Below are 21010 nucleotides of genomic sequence, written 5' to 3' on the forward strand. Positions count from 1 at the left end.
GCTATGATCCCTAAGCTTGTCGAGAAATTCTGGCGCGGCACGGGCAGGGCAACGCCACGCTACCGTGACGAGCTTGGGGAAGCGGTTTCGCTTAGTCGACTTCTCAACAATGGTCCGAGAGCTGTCGTGAGTGGAATGGGGCGATTGGCATTCGGGTATCGGCCCAAGCTGCCATGGATATCCTATGATGCGAGTGAGGCTCTGGCGCGAATTCTCGATCCTTCGCGGTCACGAGTGCTGGAATTCGGATCCGGCATGTCGACAGCTTGGTACGCTGAGCGCGCCGCGAGGGTCGTTGCCATTGAATCGAACCGCCACTGGTATCAGGTTGGCAAACGCAATCTTGCTGGTTTGAGCAACGTCGAGCTGATTTTCGCTCCGACGCGCGAGGCATACCTTGAAATACCTGCGGAAGATAATTTTGATCTTGTCATCGTCGATGGGGAATGGCGAGACGAATGTGTCGATATCGCGGTGAAACTCCTTGCAAAGGGAGGCGTGATATTTCTCGACAATAGTGACAAGCAGGATCTGGGCGTTGGCAATGTGGCGTTAGCGAGGGAGAAATTAGTCGATTTCGCGCGGCGCTCGGACTTGCCGTACAGTGAGCTCACCGATTTTGCGCCAACGGCATTCTTTGTCCAGCGAGCTCTTTGGATCGGCCCAGGAGCACCGGCGTAGCCCGATTCTGGAGTGCTCTACCCAACCGCGAGGGCATCTACGTGGACAAGTTCTCTAAAACTCGGGGCAGGGCGCTAGCGTACCGCTGAACATCTTCGAGCCTGCCGCAACTGACACGCGAATATTGGGGCCAGCCATCATATGCGCCCCGGATCACGATACCATGCTGGCGCATCGCGTCACGAACCGCGTTGGCATCAGGCACTTTCACGTAAACGAAGTTTGTCTGGGAAGGCAGTGCAACGAGGCTGGCCTGCGCGACAGCGCTTTCGATCATCTGGCGCGCCTCCACGATCTTCGCGCGGCTGTAGTTGAGAAACGAATCGTCCTCGTAGGAAGCGATCGCCGCAGCGAGGCCTGAAGTGCTGTTAGATGCGTTCATGAGCGACTGGCGGATTAGGGAAGCGTTCTCTTCGCTCGTCATCGCATAGCCAACACGCAAGCCGGCCATTCCGTATATCTTGGAAAACGTCCGGGTGACGATGACGTCGCTGCCCTGGCGGACAAGACCAACCAGCGAGTTTCCATCCGGATCATCGGTCAGTTCATTATAAGCCTCATCTACTAGCACGGTTGCTTTCCCTGCGACCGCTAACGCAAAGGCGTGCAACTCCCTTTGCGGGAGGATCAATCCAGTCGGATTGTCGGGGTTGCAGATCTGAACCATCGACGTCTCGTCATCCACGCCTGCAGCCAAGCCCACGAGGTCGATTTGCATTTCTTCGGTGAGTGGCACGCGTTCCGCCGTTGCGCCGAGCCGCTCCGCATATTTGACCGAACCTCCGAAGAACAATGAGGGGCATACAATCTTGCCGCGCTGGCCCCAGGCAAGCGAGATGGCGTGCAGCAGTTCGCCCGAGCCCGTTCCGATAACGACTTGTTTGGGCGAAATCCCATGTCGCTCCGCGATCATTTCGGCCATCCGATCCACCACTGCGTCGGCGTAATATGCTCCCTGGGAGGCCGTTTCGCTTATGGCGCGGATCGCGGCAGGCGAAGGTCCATACGGATTCTCGTTCCACACGAGCCATGCGAGTTCGGGTGAAGGAGAAAAGGTGGCGCGTTCGACATCTTTCGCGATCGCCGAATGAGCCGAAGACGTTGCGGCGACTAGCGCCGCGCTACCGCCTAGGAAGTTTCTTCGCGAAGTATCAAGCATTACCGCCCCCCATTAGCGCTTGCGGCATCTTGGGGCGATCGGGGCTTCCTGTCGAGGGACTTAGTCGGCCACGCTCACAAAGCTGTCGATCACACGCTTTGTTCCGGCCTTTTCGAATTCGATTTCGAGCTTGTTGCCGTCCTGCTCGGTTACAGTGCCATAGCCGAACTTGTCATGAAAAACGCGCGCACCCAACGCGATATCAGAGCGGGCCTTGGCGGCATAGCTGGCTGCCGAGCGGCCCGGCTCCTTCACACGCACTTGCTTCGTATCGTATCCGGTAGCCAGGGCGCGCTGCCAACCTGGGCCACGCGCCGAAGAACGCTCCGGCCGACTGGTCGAGACATGGGCGAATGGATCATCCTGCTCGCTCCAGTTCGCGCGCCAGAGCGAGGCTCCACCGGTCAGAGTAGTTTCGCTTTCAATCGTTTCCTCGGGCAATTCCTCGATGAAGCGCGAGGGTATCGAGCTGGTCCATTGGCCATAGATGCGCCGATTAGCCGCATGCAGGATCGTGCACCGACGTCTTGCCCGCGTAATTGCTACATAGGCGAGCCGACGCTCCTCCTCCAGGCTGGCGAGACCGCCTTCGTCGAGTGAACGTTGCGATGGAAATACGCCTTCTTCCCAGCCGGGCAAGAAAACGTGATTGAACTCGAGACCCTTCGCTGCGTGCATCGTCATGATGGTGACTTTCTCACCGTCGTCGCGCGCATCATTGTCCATGATCAGGGCGACGTGCTCGAGAAAGTCGCCCAGCGTTTGGTATTCTTCCATCGCTCGCGCGAGTTCGGACAGGTTCTCGAGCCGACCGGCACTTTCGGGCGATCGATCCGCCTGCAGCATTTCGTCGTAGCCGCTTTCGGTGATGACCATACGGAGCAGTTCGGCGGGTGTGACCAGCTCAGCCTGTTCGCGCCAATGGACAAACTGTCGCAAGAGCCCCGCAAGCGAGGCCTTAGCGCGCGCCGGAATCTCATCGCTGTCGCACAGGTCGAGAGACGCAGCGGTAAGCGGTAGCCCGGTGCGCCGTGCGTGACTGTACATCTTCTCCAGCGTCTTCGCACCGAGGCCGCGTTTGGGCTGGTTATAAATGCGCTCGAATGCCAGATCGTCCTGCGGCTGCGCAATCACGCGCAGATAGGCGAGGGCATCGCGGATCTCCGCGCGTTCGTAGAAACGGAACCCGCCGATAATGCGGTAGTTAATCCCGATCTGGATGAAGCGGTCCTCGAATTCGCGAGTCTGGTACTGCGCGCGGACAAGGATCGCTACTTCGTCGAGCGGCGCGCCTTCGCGTTCCAGTCGCTCGATCTCCTCGCCGACGCGTCGCGCTTCCTCCGGGCCATCCCAGACACCGACGACGCGCACTTTCTCACCATGCTCGAGCTCGGTCCACAAGGTTTTCCCAAGCCGCTGGCTGTTCGCATTGATCAGGCCCGAAGCGGCGGCGAGGATTTGCGGGGTGGAGCGATAATTCTGCTCGAGCTTCACAACCTTTGCGCCGGGAAAATCCTTCTCGAAACGCAGGATATTGGCGACTTCCGCGCCTCGCCAAGAATAGATCGACTGGTCGTCATCGCCTACGACGCAGATGTTCTTGCGCTCCTGTGCCAGCAGGCGCAGCCACAGATATTGGACCGCATTGGTGTCTTGGTATTCGTCAACGAGGATATACTTGAAGCGCTGCTGATACTGCTCAAGCACATCGCGTTCTTTGCGAAAGATGTTGAGCATGTGCAGCAGCAGGTCGCCGAAATCGCAGGCATTGAGCGCTTTCAACCTATCCTGATACAAGCGATACATCGCCTGTCCCTGGCCGTTCGCGAAACTCTCGTTCTCAACGGCATCGAGATTGCCCGGGTTTAGCCCGCGGTTCTTCCAACGATCGATCAGTCCGGCGAGCTGACGGGCGGGCCAGCGTTTGTCGTCGATGTCATTGTTCTGAATCAGGGTCTTGAGCAGACGCAACTGGTCGTCCGGATCGATGATCGTGTAATTCGATTGCAACCCAACCAGCTCGGCATGGCGACGTAGCATCTTGGCGCAAACCGAATGGAAAGTACCGAGCCACGGCATGCCTTCGACTGCATCGCCGATGTGATGGCCTACCCGTTCGCGCATCTCGCGCGCCGCCTTGTTGGTGAAGGTGACGCACAATATCTCGCTTGGCCATGCGCGGCGGGTTGCGATGAGATGCGCAAGGCGCGAGGTGAGCGCAGCCGTCTTGCCCGTGCCTGCGCCCGCCAGCATCAGTACTGGCCCTTCGGTTGTCAGCACGGCCTCGCGCTGCGGCTGATTCAGCCTTGCCGCATAGGGCGGGGCATCGTCGCGCTTGGCGGGCACGGGGTGGTCTGTTGATGAGGACATGTCGCAGGTGAACAGTTAGGGAACACGGAGGCCTGGCGCAAGCGTACACACCAACTTATTCGGCAATCCGGAACCAGCAAAGGTCTTGCCCGTTGAAAAGGGCAAGGACGGATCGAGATTCGGAGATTAAACAATGAATAAGCTCATCATCGCAGCCGCTACCGGCACGCTCGCGTTCACTGCTGCACCGGCTCTGGCAGATCACCACGGCGAGGCGAAGGCCGAAGTTGTTGAGACCAATGCAAAAGGTCACGCGACAAAGGTAAAGATCGGTGAGAAAACCTACGAAGTCTGCACCAGCGATGCGCAGGATGGTTGCATCAACCCACGCGAAGCAGGCCTAAAGTGGGGGAACACGCCGCTGAACTACTGGCCTGGCAAGCCTGCCAGCAAGATTGAGGGATCGCTCCCTGCCAATAAGTAGGCGATCCTGGTGAATCCGGTCGCGAGCGGCATTGCCGCCAACGCTGACCTGGAGGGGCGGCGGTGCCATGGCATCGCTGCCCTTTTTGTTGGTCGGTCTAGTTCGAACGCCGAAGCAACGTGAGTTTGGCTTTGCCGACCCGCCGTTCAGCGTCGACTTCCAGCCCTTTGACATCAACCATCTCTTTGTGCGCGGTCTCGACCGCGATCCAACTCGCTTCGCCGATCCACCCCAACCTCAGCAGTCGGTCGAGTGCTACTGACCCGGCTCCGGTGAGGTAGGGCGGATCAATCAGGAACAAGTCGCTTGTCGTTCTGGCGGGGCCGAGCCGCATAACCGAGCCCTGTTCAATCGTCGACTTCGCTCGCGCATCTAGAGCGTCGACGTTGGCTTCGATCGCTTTGGTCGCCGCAGGATCCTCGTCAACGAAAAGGCAATGCGCCGCGCCGCGCGATAGCGCTTCGACTCCTAATGCCCCAGACCCCGCAAACAAATCGACAACCGACAATTCATCGAAGCTGCCCAGCCGAGAGGCCAGCATGTTGAAAAGCGTTTCGCGCGTCCGGTCGGCAGTGGGGCGAGTTGTCTCACCCTTGGGTGCCACCAGCTTTCGCCCGCGCCATTCCCCGGCGATGATCCTCATCCGACCTTGGCTCGCTGTAGCTGTTTACGAAGGCTTTCGACCTGCTTTTGCGGGACCTCCTCCGCAGCTCCGCGCGGCAGGTCGCCAAGCAAGAATGGACCGTAAGCGGTACGCATGAGCCGGTTCACCTTGAGGCCCATATGTTCGAGTACACGGCGCACTTCGCGGTTCTTGCCTTCGGTCAGCGTCAGCTCGATCCACTGGTTGCGGCCAGTACGGCGTTCAAGGTTCGCGTCGATCCGGTCGTAGCGCATACCGTCAATTTCGATGCCCTCGATCAGGCCTTCGAGTTGGTCCTGCGAAACGTCGCCGAATGCACGGGCGCGATAGGTGCGCGGAATGCCTGATGATGGCAGCTCGAGCTGCCGCTTCAGTTCGCCATCATTAGTCAGGAGCAGGAGGCCTTCGGTGTTAAGATCCAACCGACCAACTGGCATCATGCGCGGAGTGCCTTTGGGCAACGCGTTCCGCAAGGCGTCATAGATAGTCGCGCGGCCAGTGTGGTCCCGTTCCGCGGTGAGCAGACCCGAAGGCTTGTAGAAGCGAAACAGGCGCGCTGCTTCGGCCTTTCCGACGGGCTTGCCATCCACGCTGATGCCATTGAGCGATGTCAGGAACGTGGCTGGCGTTTCGACAATGTTGCCATCCAGGGTGATCCGCTTCTCGGCAATCATCCGCTCGATTTCGCGGCGGCTGGCAACGCCAGCACGCGCCAGCAGTTTGGCGATGCGATCCCCTTCAGGACGGTCAGCTGCGCGCGGTGTCTTTGACATGCGCCGCGCCTAGGCGGTCAATTCGCTGCGCGCAACGCCTCTTCGACCGTTTCGTGATAGCGACGGATGCCGCCTTCCATGGTGCCGAGCGTCAACTCGGGTACTGCACCGGTGGAAAGTCCCTGCTGGCCTAGCTCCGCTGCACGGAAATCCTCGCTGGCGAAAACACCGCCATCGAGCAAAGCCCAGCTGCGTTCCCAGTGGTCGCGCGCTTTCTCGGTCTTCGGAAGCTCGGGGATCAACATGAAATCCTCGACCAGCGTCAGATCATGCGCCTGCGGCATCATCACCATCACGTTGATGTAATCCGGGCTGGGGATGATCAGTGCGCCGGGCAGGAGCTGGTAGGCGAACGTCACGACGCGGCGCAGCTGCGCCATATCGGTGAGGTCCACACTCTCCATTTCCTCAAGCCGCCCGACGGCCGCGCGTGAATGGGGTCCGATCATGTCTCCGCTAGTCACCCCGTCCTTGAAGAACGGGCCGATTGTCTGCGCATGGAGGCGGGTGACATGATAGCTTTCGAGGAAAGCATCCATGATCAGCTTCCAATTGCCTTTCACCTTGTGAAGCTTGCGGCGATAAAAGTGCTGTTCGCCCATGCCAAGCGCATCGAAATCCTCGCCCAACTTTTCGGCGTAAGAGAAGTCCGGATTTTCCTTTGGGCAGAACCAGATCAGGCCGCCGGTCTCGATCGATGGCAGTTCGATCAACCCGTTATCTGCCTTGTCTAGATCGGGAAACGTATCGGGGCGGGGCAGGGCGAGCAGTCTGCCATCCACTGAATAGGTCCATGCATGATAGGGGCAGACGAGCTTCTTGGCCGCGCAGACCTCCACGCCCTCTACCAGCCGGGTTCCCCGGTGGCGGCACACATTGAGAAAGACGTGAACTAAGCCCTGGGCATCGCGAGTGATCAGCAGCGGGCGGCCGGTGGCATCATGCGGCAAGGCCATTCCGGCATCCGGAAGAAGCGCAGATGGGCACAAGATCTGCGGTAGACAATCATAGATTGCAGCCTTTTCTCGCTCCCAATATTCAGGATCGGTATAGACGTGGGCGGGCACCGTCGATTGCTCGGCGGCGTCGCGTTTGTGATTGGCTTCGATATCCTTCGCCAACGCCAGCATGCCGTCTGTTGGGCGGCGTGCGGGATAGGTTGTGTCGACAGCACTCATGGCGGCTGTTCCTTCTTCTCTCCGGACGCTAGTGTCGCAAAAAATGGCGCAAATAGGAAGGACGCTAGGGAATGGCCGAGGCCGCACTACCGAAGAAGCAATCTGCCTGGCGGACCCTGCTCCTCGCCCTGTCGAACCGCAAGACTGGGTTCATGCTCATCTTCGGCTTCGCCGCAGGCCTTCCTTACGCCTTGCTACTGGGTACACTCTACGCTTGGCTTACGCAGGCCGAGGTCGATCTGGAAACGATGGGCGTCTTCTCGCTGATCGGACTTTCCTACGCATTCAAGTTCCTGTGGTCGCCCGCGCTCGACCGGATCGATCTTCCTGCTTTCCGCCGGCTCGGCAAACGCAAGCAGTGGATTGTCCCCGCGCAACTGCTCCTCGGCGGCATTCTCGTCACTTTGTCGCTGCTGGATCCGGGCTCGCAGCTGGGCCTGTTCAGCCTGCTTGCGGGGCTGGGAGCCTTCGCCTCGGCGACGCAAGATGTGGTGATCGATGCGTGGCGCGTCGATGTCGCCGACGATGTAGCAACCATCGATATCCTCTCGGCGGTTTACCAGATGGGCTACCGCATCGCGGCTCTCGTCGGCGGCGCGCTGGCGCTCATCCTGGCCGAGAGACTCGGTTGGCCAACAGTCTATGCAATTATGGGCGCGATCCTGCTGACCGTTGGTTTCTTCGGCCTGTTCGCTCCTGATGCTGATACCAAAGCCATGAAGGCGCTTGAGAACGAAGCGGGCGACGACCCATATGGCCTGCGCGAAGCCGGGCAGGTTGTGCCCAAGGTTCGCGCATGGGCGCTGGGCGCTGTCGCCCTGCTTTGGGGCTGGGCGCTTTTCACCGTAGTCGTGTTCATGGTGCGCTCCCTTTCAAGCGATCCGGAATCGCGACCGGATTCGGTCGAATTCATCTCAACCATGGGGCCGCTAGTGGTGGTCGCAACCGTTGTCGTTCCGGCGCTGATTGCGGCCTGGTTGGTGCGGCTCCAAAGGCGAGGTGACCGGGTAATCCCTGCGCAAGTGACTGACGACGAGCAAATCCAGACCGGCAGCTATCACTCGCCCTATGCCGCAGAGTCCGGTTTCGACCGGATGATCGACCATCTATACCGCGCCCTGATCCTGCCGCTGACCGAGTTTGTCGGGCGCATGGGCTGGGCGCTCGTGCTGGTGCTCGCACTGGTCCTGACTTACCGCATCACGGATTCGATCTGGGGCACTTTCGCCTATCCGTTCTATCTTGGGGAATTGAACTACACTCTCGATGAGGTCGCGGTGGCGTCGAAGTTCTTCGGCGTCGGAGCGCTGATCGCAGGCCTTGCCCTGGGCGGTTTCATGCTGACGGTTCTGGGGCGCATGACGACATTGTTTCTCGGTGCATTGCTCGCAGCGCTCACCAATCTCTTGTATGCCGACCTGGCGATCGGGGGCTTCCGCATGGCGGCCGTTTCCGATGCGATTGGTTTCACATGGTTGATCGAGCAGTTCGGCGGCAATCAGGCGCTGGCCAAACTTATGGTGACAATCTTTGCCGAGAACCTCGCGGTTGGGATTGCCGGGGCAGCCTTCGTAGCCTGGCTCTCCAGCATCGTGGCCAAGGGTTATTCGGCGGTGCAGTACGCGTTGCTATCCTCGCTCACCATGCTGGTCGGCACTCTGGGGCGTGGAGCACTGGGACAGTTGATCGAAGAGCAAGGCTATTTCTACGTCTTCATCCTCACGACGCTGATCGGATTTGTCGCGGTGGTGCTTGTCGGTATCGAGTGGTGGCGAGTGAGCCGGCTGAAGGACAAGGCGGGGATTGTCGCTCCCGAAGCGCGTGAGACCGCCCCGGCGGAATAGTCAGTCAGGGATCTCGTCGTTGAGCCGCAGGACTTGCCCTGCAAGGTAAAGCGAGCCGGCAATAAGAACAGGCAGACCGTCATCAGGCAGAGCGGCGAGAGCGGCGGACACATCTGATCCGGACTGAACATCGCATCCGAAGGCTTCAGGTGCGTGATAGTCATGGCCCGGAACCGGGACTACAGTGAGCGTGACAGCATTGTCTGCCAGTGGCCCGGTGAGCGCTTTGGGATCCTTGGTATCAAGCATGCCAAGCACAAGGTGGAGCCGCTGTCCGGCGAAGTGATTGCCCAACATCTCACCGGCATTGGGGTTATGGCCGCCATCGAGCCAGACTTCGCGCACGCCCACCAAAGGTCCGGGAGAAAGTCGCTGCATTCGGGCAGGCCAGTGCGCTTGCTTGATGCCCGTCGCAACTGCCATTGGTGAGATCGCAAGGGTGCTTTGATGCTGGAGCATGGCGATGGCGAGCGCCGCGTTTTCCGCTTGATGTGCGCCGGGGATAGTTGGGCGGGGCAGCGTCATCTCACCGCTGCCGTCGCGATATGTAAGCATAGCATCGAGGGCATATGACCACGCTCCCCCGCGCATTCCAAGTAGCGCGCCTACCCGCTCGGCAGCCTTCACAATCTCGTCTGTCGCGATGGGCGGATATGCCAGCGTCAGCAGTGGCACGCCTTCTTTGGCGATACCCGCCTTCTCAAAGGCGATTCGGGCGATTGGCTCTTCCGGCGTGCCTTCTTCCGGCGCGAGCAAAAAGCGCTCGTGGTCGATTCCTAATGCTGTAATCCCACAGGCCGCCAGAACCTCCGGCCCCAGCACATTGGTCGCATCGAAGCGTCCGCCCAGTCCAACTTCGACCACGCAAGCATCGGCCGGTGTGCGGCTGAACGCGAGAAACGCAGCAGCGATAGTGACTTCGAAGAAGCTGGGGTTGAGGTCCGCTCCAGCATCCAGAACCTCGTCCAGCAGCGCCGCGAGCGTTTCGTCCAAGATCAATTCGCCGGCAATCCTGATCCGCTCGTTATAGCGTACCAGATGCGGGCTGGTAGTGACGTGAACCCTCTTGCCATCAGCTTCAAGCATTGCGCGCAGGAAAGCACAGACCGAGCCTTTGCCGTTGGTTCCTGCGACATGAAACACCGGCGGCAATCGTGTGTGTGGATCACCTAACCGCCCGAGCAATGCGTGGATCGTTTCGAGACCCAAGCGGCCATCAGGCACGGACAATTGCGCCAGCCGGTCGAGCTGGGCCTGGACTTGAGGATCATCGGAGCGGGCGAAATCCCGCATCGTGGGGCTAGGCAGCCTTTTTTGGCGCGAGGTAGTCGAGCACGGTGGCTAGCATATCCTTCAGCTCGCCGCGGTGCACGACCATGTCGACCATGCCATGTTTGTGGAGGTATTCGGCGCGTTGGAACCCCTCGGGCAGCTGCTCGCGGATCGTATCCTGGATCACGCGCTGTCCGGCGAAACCGATCAACGCGCCGGGTTCGGCAATATGGATGTCGCCCAGCATGGCATAGCTGGCCGTTACGCCGCCGGTGGTCGGATCAGTCAGCACGACGATATAGGGTAGTCCAGCCTCTTTCAGGCGCCGCGTCATTACTGTCGCCTTGGGCATTTGCATAAGGCTTAGGATGCCCTCCTGCATCCGTGCACCGCCCGCCGCTGTGCATACGATATAGGCACACTTGCGCTTCAATGCGCGTTCGGCTCCGGCACAAAATGCCGTGCCAACCGCCATGCCCATCGACCCGCCCATGAAGCCGAAGTCCTGCACGCCCACGACTGCAGGACGTCCCTCGATCTCACCCGAACCCACGCTGAAAGCATCAGCATGCGGGTTCTTGGCACGCGCCTGCTTGAGCCGGTCGGTATATCTCTTCGAATCCTTGAATTTGAGCGGGTCCTCGGTGACTTCCGGTTGTTCGAGCACCTGGAACCCCTCGTCGAGCAGCATGGCAAGGCGCGCATCGGCGCTGATCCGCCCGTGATGCTCGCAGCGCGGGCACACATTCAGATTGTCCTGGTATTCCTGTGCGAAGACCATTTCCTGGCAGCTGGGGCATTTCACCCATAGGTCATTGGGCGTGTCACGCTTGGTGACGAAGGGCAGCTTGTTACGGACGCGAGTGAGCCAGTTCATGAGCTCACCTTTGCGGCGGAATGGACCGCTTCGGCAAGGCTTTTCGTCAATTCACGGATATGTCCGGGAGCCTCGCTGCCGTGCTTCCCGACCAGCTCGACCAGAGCCGATCCGACCACTACGCCGTCTGCCACCTGTGCGATTTCAGATGCTTGCTCGGGAGTTCTCACACCAAATCCCACTGCGATGGGAATGTCGGTCGATTGCTTGATGCGGCTGACATTGGCCTCGATCGATTCGATTGCGGCCTGCTGCATGCCGGTGATTCCGGCGACCGCGACATAATAGAGAAAACCGGAAGACCCCTCGAGAACTGTCGGAAGTCGCGCGTGATCGGTGGTGGGTGTGGCGAGACGGATGAGATCGATCCCCGCCGCGCGTAATGCCGGACCAAGGCTGTCGTCTTCTTCGGGCGGAATATCGACGCAGATCACGCCATCGACGCCGCAACCCTTGGCTTCGGCAGCGAACCATTCCGGCCCTCGCCTGACCATCGGATTGGCATAGCCCATCAGCACGAGCGGAATGTCCGGATGACGCGCGCGAAACTCGTTGGCGATCACCAGCACTTCGTTTGTGGTTGTGCCCTTGCCGAGCGAGCGGAGGTTGGCTTCCTGGATCGCCGGGCCATCAGCCATCGGATCGGTGAAGGGCATGCCCAGCTCGATCACATCTGCGCCGCCTTCGACCAGCGCGTCAAGATTGGCGGCAGTGTCGCCGTCACCGGCGGTGATAAAGGCGACGAGGGCAGGGTGGCCCTTGGCGAAGGCTGAGGAGAGGCGGTTAGTCATTTTGGTCTAATGCCCTTGTCCGTCGCTGCTTCAGGCAGATCGCGACCAAATCAACAACTACAAGTACCACTACCGCTCCAGCTGTTCCAATAGCTGTGGTGGAGACACGCTCCGATACTTCGAAGCCGTCAAGCACCAAATAGACTACCATCAAGAAAACGAAAGGCACGCCAACAGAGCTGAGAATATGTTTCAAAGAATCTTGAACTGAGTCTGGAGCCCGATACCCTTCTTTGAGCCGCACCATCCCAAATATTGCGAGTGTGACCACTAACATTAAAGCAAAAGGGATCAGCACGCTGAGGGGCATCACAACGGTACTCACATCTCCACTCCCAGCGCATCGGCGACGGTAAAGATGTCCTTGTCACCGCGACCGCACAGATTGGCGAGGATGATCGCGTCATCCGGCATATCTTTCGCCTTTTTCGCTACCGCGGCGATGGCATGCGCAGGCTCGAGTGCCGGTATGATTCCCTCGGTGCGGCAGAGCAGCTGGAAAGCCTCGAGCGCTTCCGTGTCGGTCGCAGAGGTATATTCGACGCGGCCCGATTCTTTCAGCCAGGCATGCTCCGGCCCGATACCGGGATAGTCGAGACCCGCGCTGATCGAGTGCGCTTCGGTGATCTGGCCGTCTTCGTCCTGCAGCAGATAGGTCTTGTTGCCGTGGAGGATGCCGGGGAACCCGCCCGCAAGGCTCGCCGCGTGTTCCTTGTCTAACCCATGCCCCGCCGCTTCGACGCCGAGCATCTTCACCTCTGGATCATCGAGGAAGGGGTGGAACAGGCCGATGGCATTGCTACCGCCGCCGATCGCTGCGACCAGCAGGTCGGGCAGGCGGCCAACGCGGGAGAGCATCTGCGCCCGCGCTTCTATGCCGATCACGCTTTGGAAATCTCGCACCAGCTCAGGATAGGGATGCGGCCCTGCTGCCGTACCGATGATGTAGAATGTATCATCGACATGCGCGACCCAGTGGCGCAGTGCCTCGTTCATCGCGTCCTTGAGCGTGGCCGCGCCGGAAGTCACGGGGATCACTTCGGCACCCAGCAGCTTCATGCGAAAGACATTGGGCTGCTGCCGCTCGACATCGGTCTTGCCCATGAAGATGGTGCAGGGTAGGCCAAAGCGCGCGCAGACTGTCGCCGTGGCCACGCCGTGTTGGCCCGCGCCGGTCTCGGCAATAATCTTGGTCTTGCCCATGCGGATCGCGAGCAGGATCTGGCCGATGCAATTGTTGATCTTGTGCGCACCGGTGTGATTGAGCTCATCGCGCTTGAACCAGATCTGCGCGCCGCCCAAAGCTTCGGTCAGCCGTTCGGCGAAATAGAGCGGGCTGGGCCGTCCCACATAATGTTCCAGCAAGTCGTCGAATTCGGCCTTAAAAGCAGGATCGGCCTTGGCCGCTTTGTAATGCTTCTCCAGGTCGAGGATTAGCGGCATCAGCGTTTCGGCGACATAGCGTCCGCCGAAATCACCGAAATGCCCGCGTTCGTCGGGCTGGTTACGATAGGAATTGGGTGATGCTTCGGTCATGATCGCGCCGCTTTGCAGAAGGCGGCTATCAAGTCCACATCCTTGACGCCCGGAGCGCTTTCGACACCGCTCGCAGCGTCGACAAGTGATGCTCCGGTTGCGGCCATCGCTTCGGCAACATTTGCAGGCGAAAGCCCTCCGGCAAGCCCCCATGGCAATGCACCGCGATATCTAGCGAGTAGGGACCAGTCGAATACCAGACCCATCCCGCCGGGCAGCGCGCCCTTGGGTGTCTTGGCATCGAACAGGATCAAGTCTGCCGCGCCCTGGTAGGCCTTGGCTTTCTCGACATCGCTGGCCGACGAAACCGAGATGACTTTCCAGACCGGCAGGCCGAAGCGCGATTTTATCTGCGTGACCCGCTCGACCGATTCTGCACCGTGCAGCTGGATCGCATCGAGCTTCGCTGCTTCGGAGTGCTCGCCAAGAAAAACGTCATCTGCATCGACGAATACGCCGACTTTGGTGATCCTGCCTGCCGCGCGCTCACCCAGCTTCGCTACGATCGCCGGGGACGCATAGCGCGGCGAGGGCGGATAGAAGTTGAATCCGACATAGTCCGCTTGCGCGGCAATCGCCGCATCTAGCGCATCTGGGCTCGAAACACCGCAGATCTTGATTTCGGGTGCAGGCATTGTGCGCCCCTAAAGCGTCGCCTCGATCGCCCGTGCGGCCGCGACCGGATCGTCGGCTCGGCTGATTGGGCGGCCAATCACCAGCACGCTCGCGCCATCGTCGCGCGCCTGGCGCGGGGTAACGACGCGTTTCTGGTCACCTGTCGGTTTGCCGCCGGGGCGCAGCCCGGGGACGACGAAGAACCCGTCTTTCCACCGCTTGTGGACCCCGCTCACTTCCTGGCCCGAGCAGACAATCCCGTCGAGCCCGGCGTCCTGAGCGAGATCCGCCAGCCGCATCACATGATCGCGCGGAGTGCCCGAAATTCCCGTGCGCTCCAGATCCCGCTCGTCGAGGCTGGTGAGCATTGTCACTGCGACAACCTTCGTTCCCTCCGCCGCGGCGGCTTTGGCGTCTTCCAGCATCGCGCGTCCACCTGATGCATGGATCGTGATAATCGCGGGCTCGAGCACATGGATCGCCTGCATCGCGCCTGCAACCGTGTTGGGAATGTCGTGCAGCTTCAGATCGAGGAAGATCGGCAGTCCCAGATGCGCGATCTCGTGCACGCCGTGGTGGCCATGCGCGCAGAAGAACTCGAGCCCCAGTTTTACTCCGCCGATATGCGCCTTGACCTTGCTGACCAGCGCCTTGGCCGCGTCAAGCTGCGGTACGTCGAGCGCAAGGTAAACAGGATTGCTCATTCGGATCGCAGGCTAGGATCGGTCTCCTGAGTCGGAGCCGGATTGCTGGGCGGAGTTGTTGCCGGGGGCGGAGGAGGCGCAGCGATATTGCGCGTCGCCTGCTCAAGATGGCCGATGCGGCGGTTAAGCCGCCAGCTGGTGCCGCGCGCGATCATCCACATCGGCAGCATGCCGAGCAGGAATGAAACGATCACCACTGCGGGCAAGCGTGTGTCCCACACGAGGTTTTCCCAGATGCGCACAGTGACCTGCTGATCCCAATTGCCCAGCGTGAACAGCAAGACGGCGACCAGTGTCAGCACCCAGACTACGGTACGAACGATCTGCATGGCGTACTCCCGATTATTTGCAGCAATGCTAGGCGCGAAGCTCGGCAGCGTCCAGCCGTTGGCATGTCAGTCCCCGAAAACGCGCGCGAAAATCGTGTCGACCTGTTTGAAATGATACTCAAGATCGAACTTCTCTTCGAGTTCGGAGTCGCTCAGCGCCGCGGTCACTTCCTTGTCCTGCTTGAGCAGATCGAGCAGCGATTGCGCACCGTCCGATTCCCATACCTTCATCGCGTTGCGCTGGACGAGGCGGTAGGCATCTTCGCGGGATACCCCAGCCTGCGTTAGCGCCAGCAAGACGCGCTGCGAATGAATGAGGCCGCCCATGCGGTCCATGTTCTTCTGCATGCGCTCCGGATAAACCAGCAGCTTGTCGACGACCCCGGTCAAGCGGGCTAGAGAGAAGTCGAGCGTGATGGTCGCATCCGGCCCTATAAAACGCTCGACCGAAGAGTGCGAGATATCGCGCTCGTGCCACAGCGCTACGTTTTCGAGCGCGGGCATGACATAACTGCGGATCATGCGCGCCTGTCCGGTAAGGTTCTCGGTGAGGATCGGGTTGCGCTTGTGCGGCATCGCCGAGGAGCCCTTCTGGCCGGGCGAGAAGTATTCCTCCGCCTCAAGGACTTCGGTGCGCTGCAGATGCCGGATCTCGACAGCTACGCGCTCAATCGAGCTGGCAATGACGGCCAGCGTCGCGAAATACATGGCATGGCGATCACGCGGGATAACCTGCGTCGAAATCGGCTCGATCTTGAGGCCGAGTTTTTCGGCAACATGCGCTTCCACTTCGGGTGCGATATTGGCGAAGGTGCCGACAGCGCCCGAAATGGCGCAGGTTGCTATTTCCACCCGCGCGGCGCGCAGGCGCTCGCGGCTACGATCGAATTCGGCATAGGCTTGTGCCAGCTTGAGCCCAAACGTCACCGGCTCGGCGTGGATGCCATGGCTGCGACCAATGGTCGGTGTGTATTTGTGCTCTTCGGCGCGGCGTTTGATCGCGGCGAGGAGGGAGTCCATGTCGGCCAGCAGAATATCGGTCGCGCGCGCCAACTGAACGGCCAACGTGGTGTCCAACACGTCCGAGCTGGTCATGCCTTGGTGCATAAAGCGCGCTTCGTCGCCGACTTGCTCTGCCACCCATGTCAGGAACGCGATCACGTCATGCTTGGTAACCGCTTCGATCGCATCGATTGCTGCGACATCGATCTTGGGATCTGTCGCCCACCAGTCCCACAGCGCCTTCGCGGCACTTTCGGGGACGACGCCGAGTTCGCCCAGCTTCTCGGTCGCATGCGCCTCGATCTCGAACCAGATGCGATACTTGGCTTCCGGTTCCCACAGGGCAGTCATATCAGGGCGGGCGTAGCGGGGGACCATGGAATACTCCGGAAAGGGATGAACTTTTGCGAGCGCGGCTAGGCTGCTCCGGTGGCAAAAACAAGGGTGCGGCGGAGCGGATTGTTCCGCAATTGCAATCCCGCGCGCCTTATCTACAACAATGGGGCACTAAGCAGGGGTCTCGCATTGAATATTCTACGCCATTCCGTAGCCGCCATTGCGATTGTGGCATCGTCTTCAGCCACAGCGGGCGAGGAGATACTGTACCAACCAACTCCCGACTGGGTAGACGTCGCCAAACTCGACAGCGCTGATGGAGCCGGAGGTACTCCCTTACGCCTCCTTGAGCAACAGGTGCGATTGGAAGACGGCACCGTTTGGACATACATAGACAATGCTGTCGCGCTTGAATCTCCCGAAGCTCTGACCGCTCTAGGAACGCTCTCGGCACAGTGGTTTCCCGATAAAGGCAATCTGATCATTCATCGGGTCGAGCTAATGCGCGATGGACAAGTCATCGATGTGCTGGCCGGCGAGGCGCGTTTCGAAGCGATCCGGCGCGAACGGGGTCTCGAAAATCGCATGCTCGACGGGGAATTGACCGCGACAATGCCACTGCCGGGTGCGCAAATCGGCGACATCATGCGAATGAGCTACTCGACCACGCTGTCCGACCAAGCTCTGGGTGACCACATGCAATGGACCGGCGTTATCATTACCGAGCCGATGCCTCTGGCCGAAGGGCGCATCATCGCCTCCTGGCCGGTCGAATCCGAGGTGAGCTCGCAAGTCATTGCGCAATCCGACATGGGCATGCTTGAAGAGAAGGATGGGTATCGGGTCTACTCGGTAGAGCTGCCTGCTGCCGAGCCGAAGGGGATGCCGGGTGATGCCCCGCAGCGTTTCCGGCTGCCGCCAATGGTCCAGTTCAGCAGCTATGATAGCTGGGAGCAGCTGTCTCGCGAAATGGAACCTCTCTTCGCGACCGACGGCGGGCTGGACAGCATTCCTGAGCTCGTTGCCAAAGTTTCCGAGATTACCTCTCGGACGGATGACTCACTCGAGCGTGCGGCGCTCGCCACTCAGCTGGTGCAGGATGAAATCAGCTACCTTCTTAATGGGCTGAATGGCGGCAATTACATACCACAAACAATTGGTGAAACCTGGGACAAGCGCTACGGCGATTGCAAGGCCAAGACGCTCCTCCTGCTGACCATGCTACGCAAGATGGATATCGAGGCGAATGCCTTGCTCGTCCAGACGGTCTATGGCGACGCCCTGCCGCAAATCCTTCCGATGCCAGGAAACTTCGATCATCTAATCGTTCACGCGCGGATCGGCGGAGAGGACTATTGGTTGGATGGCACAGGTAGCGGGACGCGATTGGACAATATCGCCGATGTCCCGCGCTTCTTCTACGGTCTGCCCCTAAAGCCCGAAGGTGCGAATCTCGTCGAAATGGTTGCCCGGCCACTGGCAGTACCCGCCGAGACCATTCGCCTGACAATCGACCAGAGTGCCGGCATTGCCGTGCCGGCCCTTTTTGACATCGAAGTTGATCTGACTGGTGCATCTGCCGCTGCTTGGAAAGCTATCTCGCAGATGGAAGAGGCGGAAGTGCGCGACAATATGATTGATCGTGTCGCCAGGAATGTCGTCGGTAGCAGCCAGGTAACCGAACGCGCTGTATCTTTCGATGATGAGGCCGGCACGGCACGGATCAACCTCTCGGGCTTGCGAACAACCCCGTGGCGACAAAACCGCGGCATCTATGAGAACAACATCAATTTCCAGCTAGCCAACGGATTTTCGGTCGATGTGGATCGCGCACGCAAGGAATGGCGAGAAATACCCGTGGTGATCAACGCGCCAATTTATGAGGTTCGCGAGATCGTGTGGTCGTTGCCCGATGAAGAATTCACGTTGGAAGGAAGCCCCTCGATCAATCAGATGATCGCCGGCAATACCATCAATTCCGAGGTGAGACTCGATATTGGCCGGCTTTACCTTGACCAGTCCATGCGCAGTCACGTGTGGGAACTGGAGGCAGCTGAGCTTCCCGCCGCAAAGCGTGAAACGGCACGGCTCAAACGGGCGCTCCCGACATTGAAGGCATCGCGCGATGCCCGCCGTAGCTGGGAATATCGTGGCAAGCACCGCAAGTTGCTTGAGAAGCTCGAGGATGCCTATGCGAAGTTGATCGAGGATGCCGATGACGATGATGCCAGCGCGCATGCCAACCGGGCTGGCTTTCGCGCTGGAACGGGAGATTTTCAAGGTGCTCTAGAGGATCTGAACGAAGCTATTGCGCGTGCTGCCAGCACTGGGCTGTATTATCGGAGAGCGAGTGCGCACCAGCAGTTGGGAGACCTCGAGAATGCGCTTTCCGATTTGGAAACAGCGGAGGAGCTCCAGGGCAATGGCGCAAGTCACGGCAGTCGCATCGAGATTCTCGGACTGCTGCGCCGCGGTGACGAGGCGCTGGCATTGGCAGAAGAGTTTGCGCTAATTGCCGATGATTTCGAGCAGGGTGAGCAAGTTCGCGCATTCGCGCTGGGTTGGGCAGGGCAGGCCGCCGAGGGGCTAACTGTGTTGCGGGATATCGCCGATACCAGTCCGGAAGATGCCAACCAGCTGAATGAGGCTTGTTGGTATGCCGGGATCTGGAACATGGTGGACGAAGATATTCTTGCGATCTGTACAGCCGCCGTCGAGCGCGGTGGTGTCTCCGCTCCCGCACGTGACAGTCGCGCGCTTGCGCTTTATCGGCTTGGCAGAAGCGAGGAGGCGGTAACCGAGCTGGACGAAGTCTTGAGCGCGCATCCCGATCAGCATGCCTCGCGTTACCTGCGCGGCATCATCCGCACTCAATTGGGTGACGAGGGCGGGCGCGATGATATCAATTCAGCATTGTGGGCAGCGCCGAGCATGAAGCGAACCTACACTGCTTACGGATTGGGGCCCGCCTGACTTTGCTTCCACCCAAATTCCAGATCGATTTCACCCCTCGCTTGGCCCTCTGCGTCGAAGCTGCGCTCGATAATCCGCCCGTTACCCTTGCGGTCGATCATCACCACGGTTGAGCAACGCGTGCCATAGAGCGGGTGGCAGATGAATGGTGGTGTCTCCGAGGGTTCGACCGCGATCTCGGACTGGTCGCGTGGCAAAAGGCCCATATCGCGAACCGCCCTATTGGTCAGCGCATCGAACAAGGGTTCGGCATCGTTGCTGGTTGCATTGAGCCAATCCAGGACGGCACCCTTCAGATAGACCGTCTTGGCCCAAGGCTCGTCGAGAGTGCCGTTTGAAACGCCGTAAATGCCATGGGCGAGGCCGGTCGACACGCTCTCGGGACGATTGGTGAGAAAACGCGCGCCGCTCACGTCGGCGCAGAACAAGTTGAACGGGTTATAGGCGTGGAGTGCCAGTTGATCGGCATCTCTTGGGTCTGCTTCTCCCGCGAGCAAATTGGTAACCAGCTCTCCGCGCGAGCGCTTGCGGGGATCGGGCTGGCCGTATCCACGCAAATTGGTCACGAGCACGAACCGTCCAGCCTCGCTGACGCCCAGCCATGTACCTCCCGATTGCAAATCGCGGCCTGCGAGAATTCCGGGCTCGCCAGCCCATTTGTCCAAGCTCGCTGCTGGCCGTTCGTGGAACTCGTCGCGATTGCCGATTGCGATTAGTGGCCAGTCGGGATGCGCATGCCAGGCGAACGCAGCGACACACATGTTAGATAAGTCCCTTGGAGCGCAGGGAAACGTGGTCACTGCGTCCGATGATCACATGGTCGTGCAGCGTGACTCCCATCAGCCGCCCGGCTTCGGCGATGCGGTTGGTGATCTGGATATCGGCGCGGCTGGGCGAGGGATCCCCGCTGGGGTGGTTGTGCACGATGATGATCGCACTGGCTCCCACATCCATTGCCTTGCGGATAACTTCGCGCGGATGGATCGCGGCTTCGTCGATCGAACCGTCGGTCAGGTGATGATCGAGGATCAGGTGATTGCGCGTATCGAGATAGAGGATCCGCACGCGTTCGACTGTCAGGTGCGCCATATCGATGGTGAGATAGTCGATCAGCGCCTGCCAGCTGCCCAGGATCGGGCGGTCCTTTACTTCGCTGCGCGCCATGCGGCGGGCCGCGACAGACACGCCTTTCAATGCTGCGGCGCTTGCTTCACCGATCCCCTTGACCTGTTTCAAGGCTGCCGGATCCGCGTTCAGGACATTGGCAAGCGAGCCGAATTCCTTGAGGAGTGCTTTGGCGATTGGCTTCGTGTCGCCTTGCCGCATCCCGGCGAAAAGGAGAAACTCGAGCACTTCGTAGTCAGCCAGGGCCTCGGCTCCACCATCGAGCAAACGCCTGCGCAAGCGCTCGCGGTGCCCGTGACCGGCATTTAAATCGGTTTTTTCTTCAGCTTGCGGCAACCCAACCCCCGCCATCGGCGTTGTCCATTCATTGCCTTTCCT

Annotated in this window: 20 protein-coding genes; 4 read left to right on the top strand and 16 right to left on the bottom strand. The window is 59.9% G+C overall.

Annotation, left to right across the window (positions count from 1 at the left end):
• The first annotated feature begins 3 nt into the window (after positions 1–3).
• Positions 4–681 carry an O-methyltransferase gene (locus ACEWMW_RS09875; RefSeq protein ID WP_409413765.1) on the top strand — a complete coding sequence of 226 codons (678 nt, stop codon included), beginning with the start codon at positions 4–6 and terminating at the stop codon, positions 679–681.
• Positions 682–718: 37 nt separating this feature from the next.
• On the opposite strand, the gene ACEWMW_RS09880 is transcribed toward ACEWMW_RS09875, so the two are convergent.
• Both ACEWMW_RS09880 and ACEWMW_RS09885 read right to left on the bottom strand, forming a co-directional pair.
• Positions 719–1840: a pyridoxal phosphate-dependent aminotransferase gene (locus ACEWMW_RS09880; RefSeq protein ID WP_409413766.1), complete on the bottom strand. Its 1122-nt coding sequence runs from the start codon at positions 1838–1840 to the stop codon at positions 719–721.
• Between the two features lie 60 nt (positions 1841–1900).
• Positions 1901–4210 (bottom strand): ATP-dependent helicase, encoded by a 2310-nt coding sequence (locus tag ACEWMW_RS09885; protein WP_409413767.1) that lies wholly within the window; start codon positions 4208–4210, stop codon positions 1901–1903.
• Positions 4211–4343: 133 nt separating this feature from the next.
• Here ACEWMW_RS09885 and ACEWMW_RS09890 point away from each other — a divergent pair, with 133 nt between their 5' ends.
• Complete coding sequence (locus ACEWMW_RS09890; RefSeq protein ID WP_409413768.1) at positions 4344–4634, top strand: hypothetical protein; 291 nt, start codon at positions 4344–4346, stop codon at positions 4632–4634.
• A gap of 97 nt (positions 4635–4731) precedes the next feature.
• Here ACEWMW_RS09890 and rsmD read toward each other — a convergent pair whose 3' ends face one another.
• From rsmD to ACEWMW_RS09905, 3 genes are read right to left on the bottom strand one after another with little or no spacing between them, the layout of a single operon-like run.
• Positions 4732–5277 (bottom strand): 16S rRNA (guanine(966)-N(2))-methyltransferase RsmD, encoded by a 546-nt coding sequence (gene rsmD / locus ACEWMW_RS09895; RefSeq protein WP_409413769.1) that lies wholly within the window; start codon positions 5275–5277, stop codon positions 4732–4734.
• Positions 5274–6050: a pseudouridine synthase gene (locus ACEWMW_RS09900; protein WP_409413770.1), complete on the bottom strand. Its 777-nt coding sequence runs from the start codon at positions 6048–6050 to the stop codon at positions 5274–5276. The genes rsmD and ACEWMW_RS09900 overlap by 4 nt, the downstream gene beginning before the upstream one ends.
• Before the next feature lie 17 nt (positions 6051–6067).
• Positions 6068–7228: an aromatic ring-hydroxylating oxygenase subunit alpha gene (locus ACEWMW_RS09905; protein ID WP_409413771.1), complete on the bottom strand. Its 1161-nt coding sequence runs from the start codon at positions 7226–7228 to the stop codon at positions 6068–6070.
• 71 nt (positions 7229–7299) lie between these two features.
• Between ACEWMW_RS09905 and ACEWMW_RS09910 the strand changes: the two genes are divergently transcribed.
• The gene (locus tag ACEWMW_RS09910; RefSeq protein ID WP_409413772.1) at positions 7300–9072 is read left to right on the top strand and encodes an AmpG family muropeptide MFS transporter; all 1773 of its coding nucleotides are present in this window, start codon (positions 7300–7302) and stop codon (positions 9070–9072) included.
• Here the strand turns inward: ACEWMW_RS09910 and ACEWMW_RS09915 are convergent, their stop codons facing one another.
• From ACEWMW_RS09915 to purB, 9 genes are all read right to left on the bottom strand, one after another.
• Positions 9073–10365 carry a bifunctional folylpolyglutamate synthase/dihydrofolate synthase gene (locus tag ACEWMW_RS09915; protein ID WP_409413773.1) on the bottom strand — a complete coding sequence of 431 codons (1293 nt, stop codon included), beginning with the start codon at positions 10363–10365 and terminating at the stop codon, positions 9073–9075.
• Between the two features lie 7 nt (positions 10366–10372).
• Positions 10373–11221, bottom strand: coding sequence for an acetyl-CoA carboxylase, carboxyltransferase subunit beta (accD, locus tag ACEWMW_RS09920; protein ID WP_409413774.1), 849 nt, complete (start codon positions 11219–11221; stop codon positions 10373–10375).
• Positions 11218–12012, bottom strand: coding sequence for a tryptophan synthase subunit alpha (gene trpA / locus ACEWMW_RS09925; protein ID WP_409413775.1), 795 nt, complete (start codon positions 12010–12012; stop codon positions 11218–11220). Before trpA ends, accD begins: the two co-directional genes overlap by 4 nt.
• A complete protein-coding gene (locus tag ACEWMW_RS09930; RefSeq protein WP_409413776.1) occupies positions 12005–12337 on the bottom strand; it encodes a hypothetical protein in 333 nt (110 codons plus the stop codon). Before ACEWMW_RS09930 ends, trpA begins: the two co-directional genes overlap by 8 nt.
• Positions 12334–13548 carry a tryptophan synthase subunit beta gene (trpB, locus tag ACEWMW_RS09935; RefSeq protein WP_409413777.1) on the bottom strand — a complete coding sequence of 405 codons (1215 nt, stop codon included), beginning with the start codon at positions 13546–13548 and terminating at the stop codon, positions 12334–12336. The genes ACEWMW_RS09930 and trpB overlap by 4 nt, the downstream gene beginning before the upstream one ends.
• Positions 13545–14183: a phosphoribosylanthranilate isomerase gene (locus ACEWMW_RS09940; protein ID WP_409413778.1), complete on the bottom strand. Its 639-nt coding sequence runs from the start codon at positions 14181–14183 to the stop codon at positions 13545–13547. Before ACEWMW_RS09940 ends, trpB begins: the two co-directional genes overlap by 4 nt.
• 9 nt (positions 14184–14192) lie before the next feature.
• The gene (pyrF, locus tag ACEWMW_RS09945; RefSeq protein WP_409413779.1) at positions 14193–14867 is read right to left on the bottom strand and encodes an orotidine-5'-phosphate decarboxylase; all 675 of its coding nucleotides are present in this window, start codon (positions 14865–14867) and stop codon (positions 14193–14195) included.
• The gene (locus ACEWMW_RS09950; protein WP_409413780.1) at positions 14864–15196 is read right to left on the bottom strand and encodes a LapA family protein; all 333 of its coding nucleotides are present in this window, start codon (positions 15194–15196) and stop codon (positions 14864–14866) included. Before ACEWMW_RS09950 ends, pyrF begins: the two co-directional genes overlap by 4 nt.
• Positions 15197–15262: 66 nt before the next feature.
• Positions 15263–16576 carry an adenylosuccinate lyase gene (gene purB, locus ACEWMW_RS09955; RefSeq protein ID WP_409413781.1) on the bottom strand — a complete coding sequence of 438 codons (1314 nt, stop codon included), beginning with the start codon at positions 16574–16576 and terminating at the stop codon, positions 15263–15265.
• Between the two features lie 186 nt (positions 16577–16762).
• Here purB and ACEWMW_RS09960 point away from each other — a divergent pair, with 186 nt between their 5' ends.
• Positions 16763–19507, top strand: a complete 2745-nt coding sequence (locus ACEWMW_RS09960) for a DUF3857 domain-containing protein (RefSeq protein WP_409413782.1) — start codon at positions 16763–16765, stop codon at positions 19505–19507.
• Here ACEWMW_RS09960 and ACEWMW_RS09965 read toward each other — a convergent pair.
• Together ACEWMW_RS09965 and radC are read right to left on the bottom strand one after the other, a co-directional pair.
• Positions 19486–20268 (bottom strand): NRDE family protein, encoded by a 783-nt coding sequence (locus tag ACEWMW_RS09965; RefSeq protein ID WP_409413783.1) that lies wholly within the window; start codon positions 20266–20268, stop codon positions 19486–19488. The two genes, ACEWMW_RS09960 and ACEWMW_RS09965, sit on opposite strands and share 22 nt — an antisense overlap.
• 1 nt (position 20269) lies before the next feature.
• A complete protein-coding gene (radC, locus tag ACEWMW_RS09970; protein ID WP_409414445.1) occupies positions 20270–20983 on the bottom strand; it encodes a RadC family protein in 714 nt (237 codons plus the stop codon).
• Positions 20984–21010 lie beyond the last annotated feature (27 nt).

It is taken from the genome of Litorerythrobacter xanthomarinus (assembly GCF_046254955.1).
In the GTDB taxonomy this organism is placed as follows: Bacteria; Pseudomonadota; Alphaproteobacteria; order Sphingomonadales; family Sphingomonadaceae; genus Qipengyuania_C.

What these genes read in the sequence shown, in the direction of transcription:
- ACEWMW_RS09875 (WP_409413765.1), top strand. Translation starts at nt 4, where the DNA reads ATGATCCCTAAGCTTGTCGAGAAATTCTGGCGCGGCACGGGCAGGGCA.
- ACEWMW_RS09880 (WP_409413766.1), bottom strand. Translation starts at nt 1,840, where the DNA reads ATGCTTGATACTTCGCGAAGAAACTTCCTAGGCGGTAGCGCGGCGCTA.
- ACEWMW_RS09885 (WP_409413767.1), bottom strand. Translation starts at nt 4,210, where the DNA reads ATGTCCTCATCAACAGACCACCCCGTGCCCGCCAAGCGCGACGATGCC.
- ACEWMW_RS09890 (WP_409413768.1), top strand. Translation starts at nt 4,344, where the DNA reads ATGAATAAGCTCATCATCGCAGCCGCTACCGGCACGCTCGCGTTCACT.
- rsmD (WP_409413769.1), bottom strand. Translation starts at nt 5,277, where the DNA reads ATGAGGATCATCGCCGGGGAATGGCGCGGGCGAAAGCTGGTGGCACCC.
- ACEWMW_RS09900 (WP_409413770.1), bottom strand. Translation starts at nt 6,050, where the DNA reads ATGTCAAAGACACCGCGCGCAGCTGACCGTCCTGAAGGGGATCGCATC.
- ACEWMW_RS09905 (WP_409413771.1), bottom strand. Translation starts at nt 7,228, where the DNA reads ATGAGTGCTGTCGACACAACCTATCCCGCACGCCGCCCAACAGACGGC.
- ACEWMW_RS09910 (WP_409413772.1), top strand. Translation starts at nt 7,300, where the DNA reads ATGGCCGAGGCCGCACTACCGAAGAAGCAATCTGCCTGGCGGACCCTG.
- ACEWMW_RS09915 (WP_409413773.1), bottom strand. Translation starts at nt 10,365, where the DNA reads ATGCGGGATTTCGCCCGCTCCGATGATCCTCAAGTCCAGGCCCAGCTC.
- accD (WP_409413774.1), bottom strand. Translation starts at nt 11,221, where the DNA reads ATGAACTGGCTCACTCGCGTCCGTAACAAGCTGCCCTTCGTCACCAAG.
- trpA (WP_409413775.1), bottom strand. Translation starts at nt 12,012, where the DNA reads ATGACTAACCGCCTCTCCTCAGCCTTCGCCAAGGGCCACCCTGCCCTC.
- trpB (WP_409413777.1), bottom strand. Translation starts at nt 13,548, where the DNA reads ATGACCGAAGCATCACCCAATTCCTATCGTAACCAGCCCGACGAACGC.
- ACEWMW_RS09940 (WP_409413778.1), bottom strand. Translation starts at nt 14,183, where the DNA reads ATGCCTGCACCCGAAATCAAGATCTGCGGTGTTTCGAGCCCAGATGCG.
- pyrF (WP_409413779.1), bottom strand. Translation starts at nt 14,867, where the DNA reads ATGAGCAATCCTGTTTACCTTGCGCTCGACGTACCGCAGCTTGACGCG.
- ACEWMW_RS09950 (WP_409413780.1), bottom strand. Translation starts at nt 15,196, where the DNA reads ATGCAGATCGTTCGTACCGTAGTCTGGGTGCTGACACTGGTCGCCGTC.
- purB (WP_409413781.1), bottom strand. Translation starts at nt 16,576, where the DNA reads ATGGTCCCCCGCTACGCCCGCCCTGATATGACTGCCCTGTGGGAACCG.
- ACEWMW_RS09965 (WP_409413783.1), bottom strand. Translation starts at nt 20,268, where the DNA reads ATGTGTGTCGCTGCGTTCGCCTGGCATGCGCATCCCGACTGGCCACTA.
- radC (WP_409414445.1), bottom strand. Translation starts at nt 20,983, where the DNA reads ATGGCGGGGGTTGGGTTGCCGCAAGCTGAAGAAAAAACCGATTTAAAT.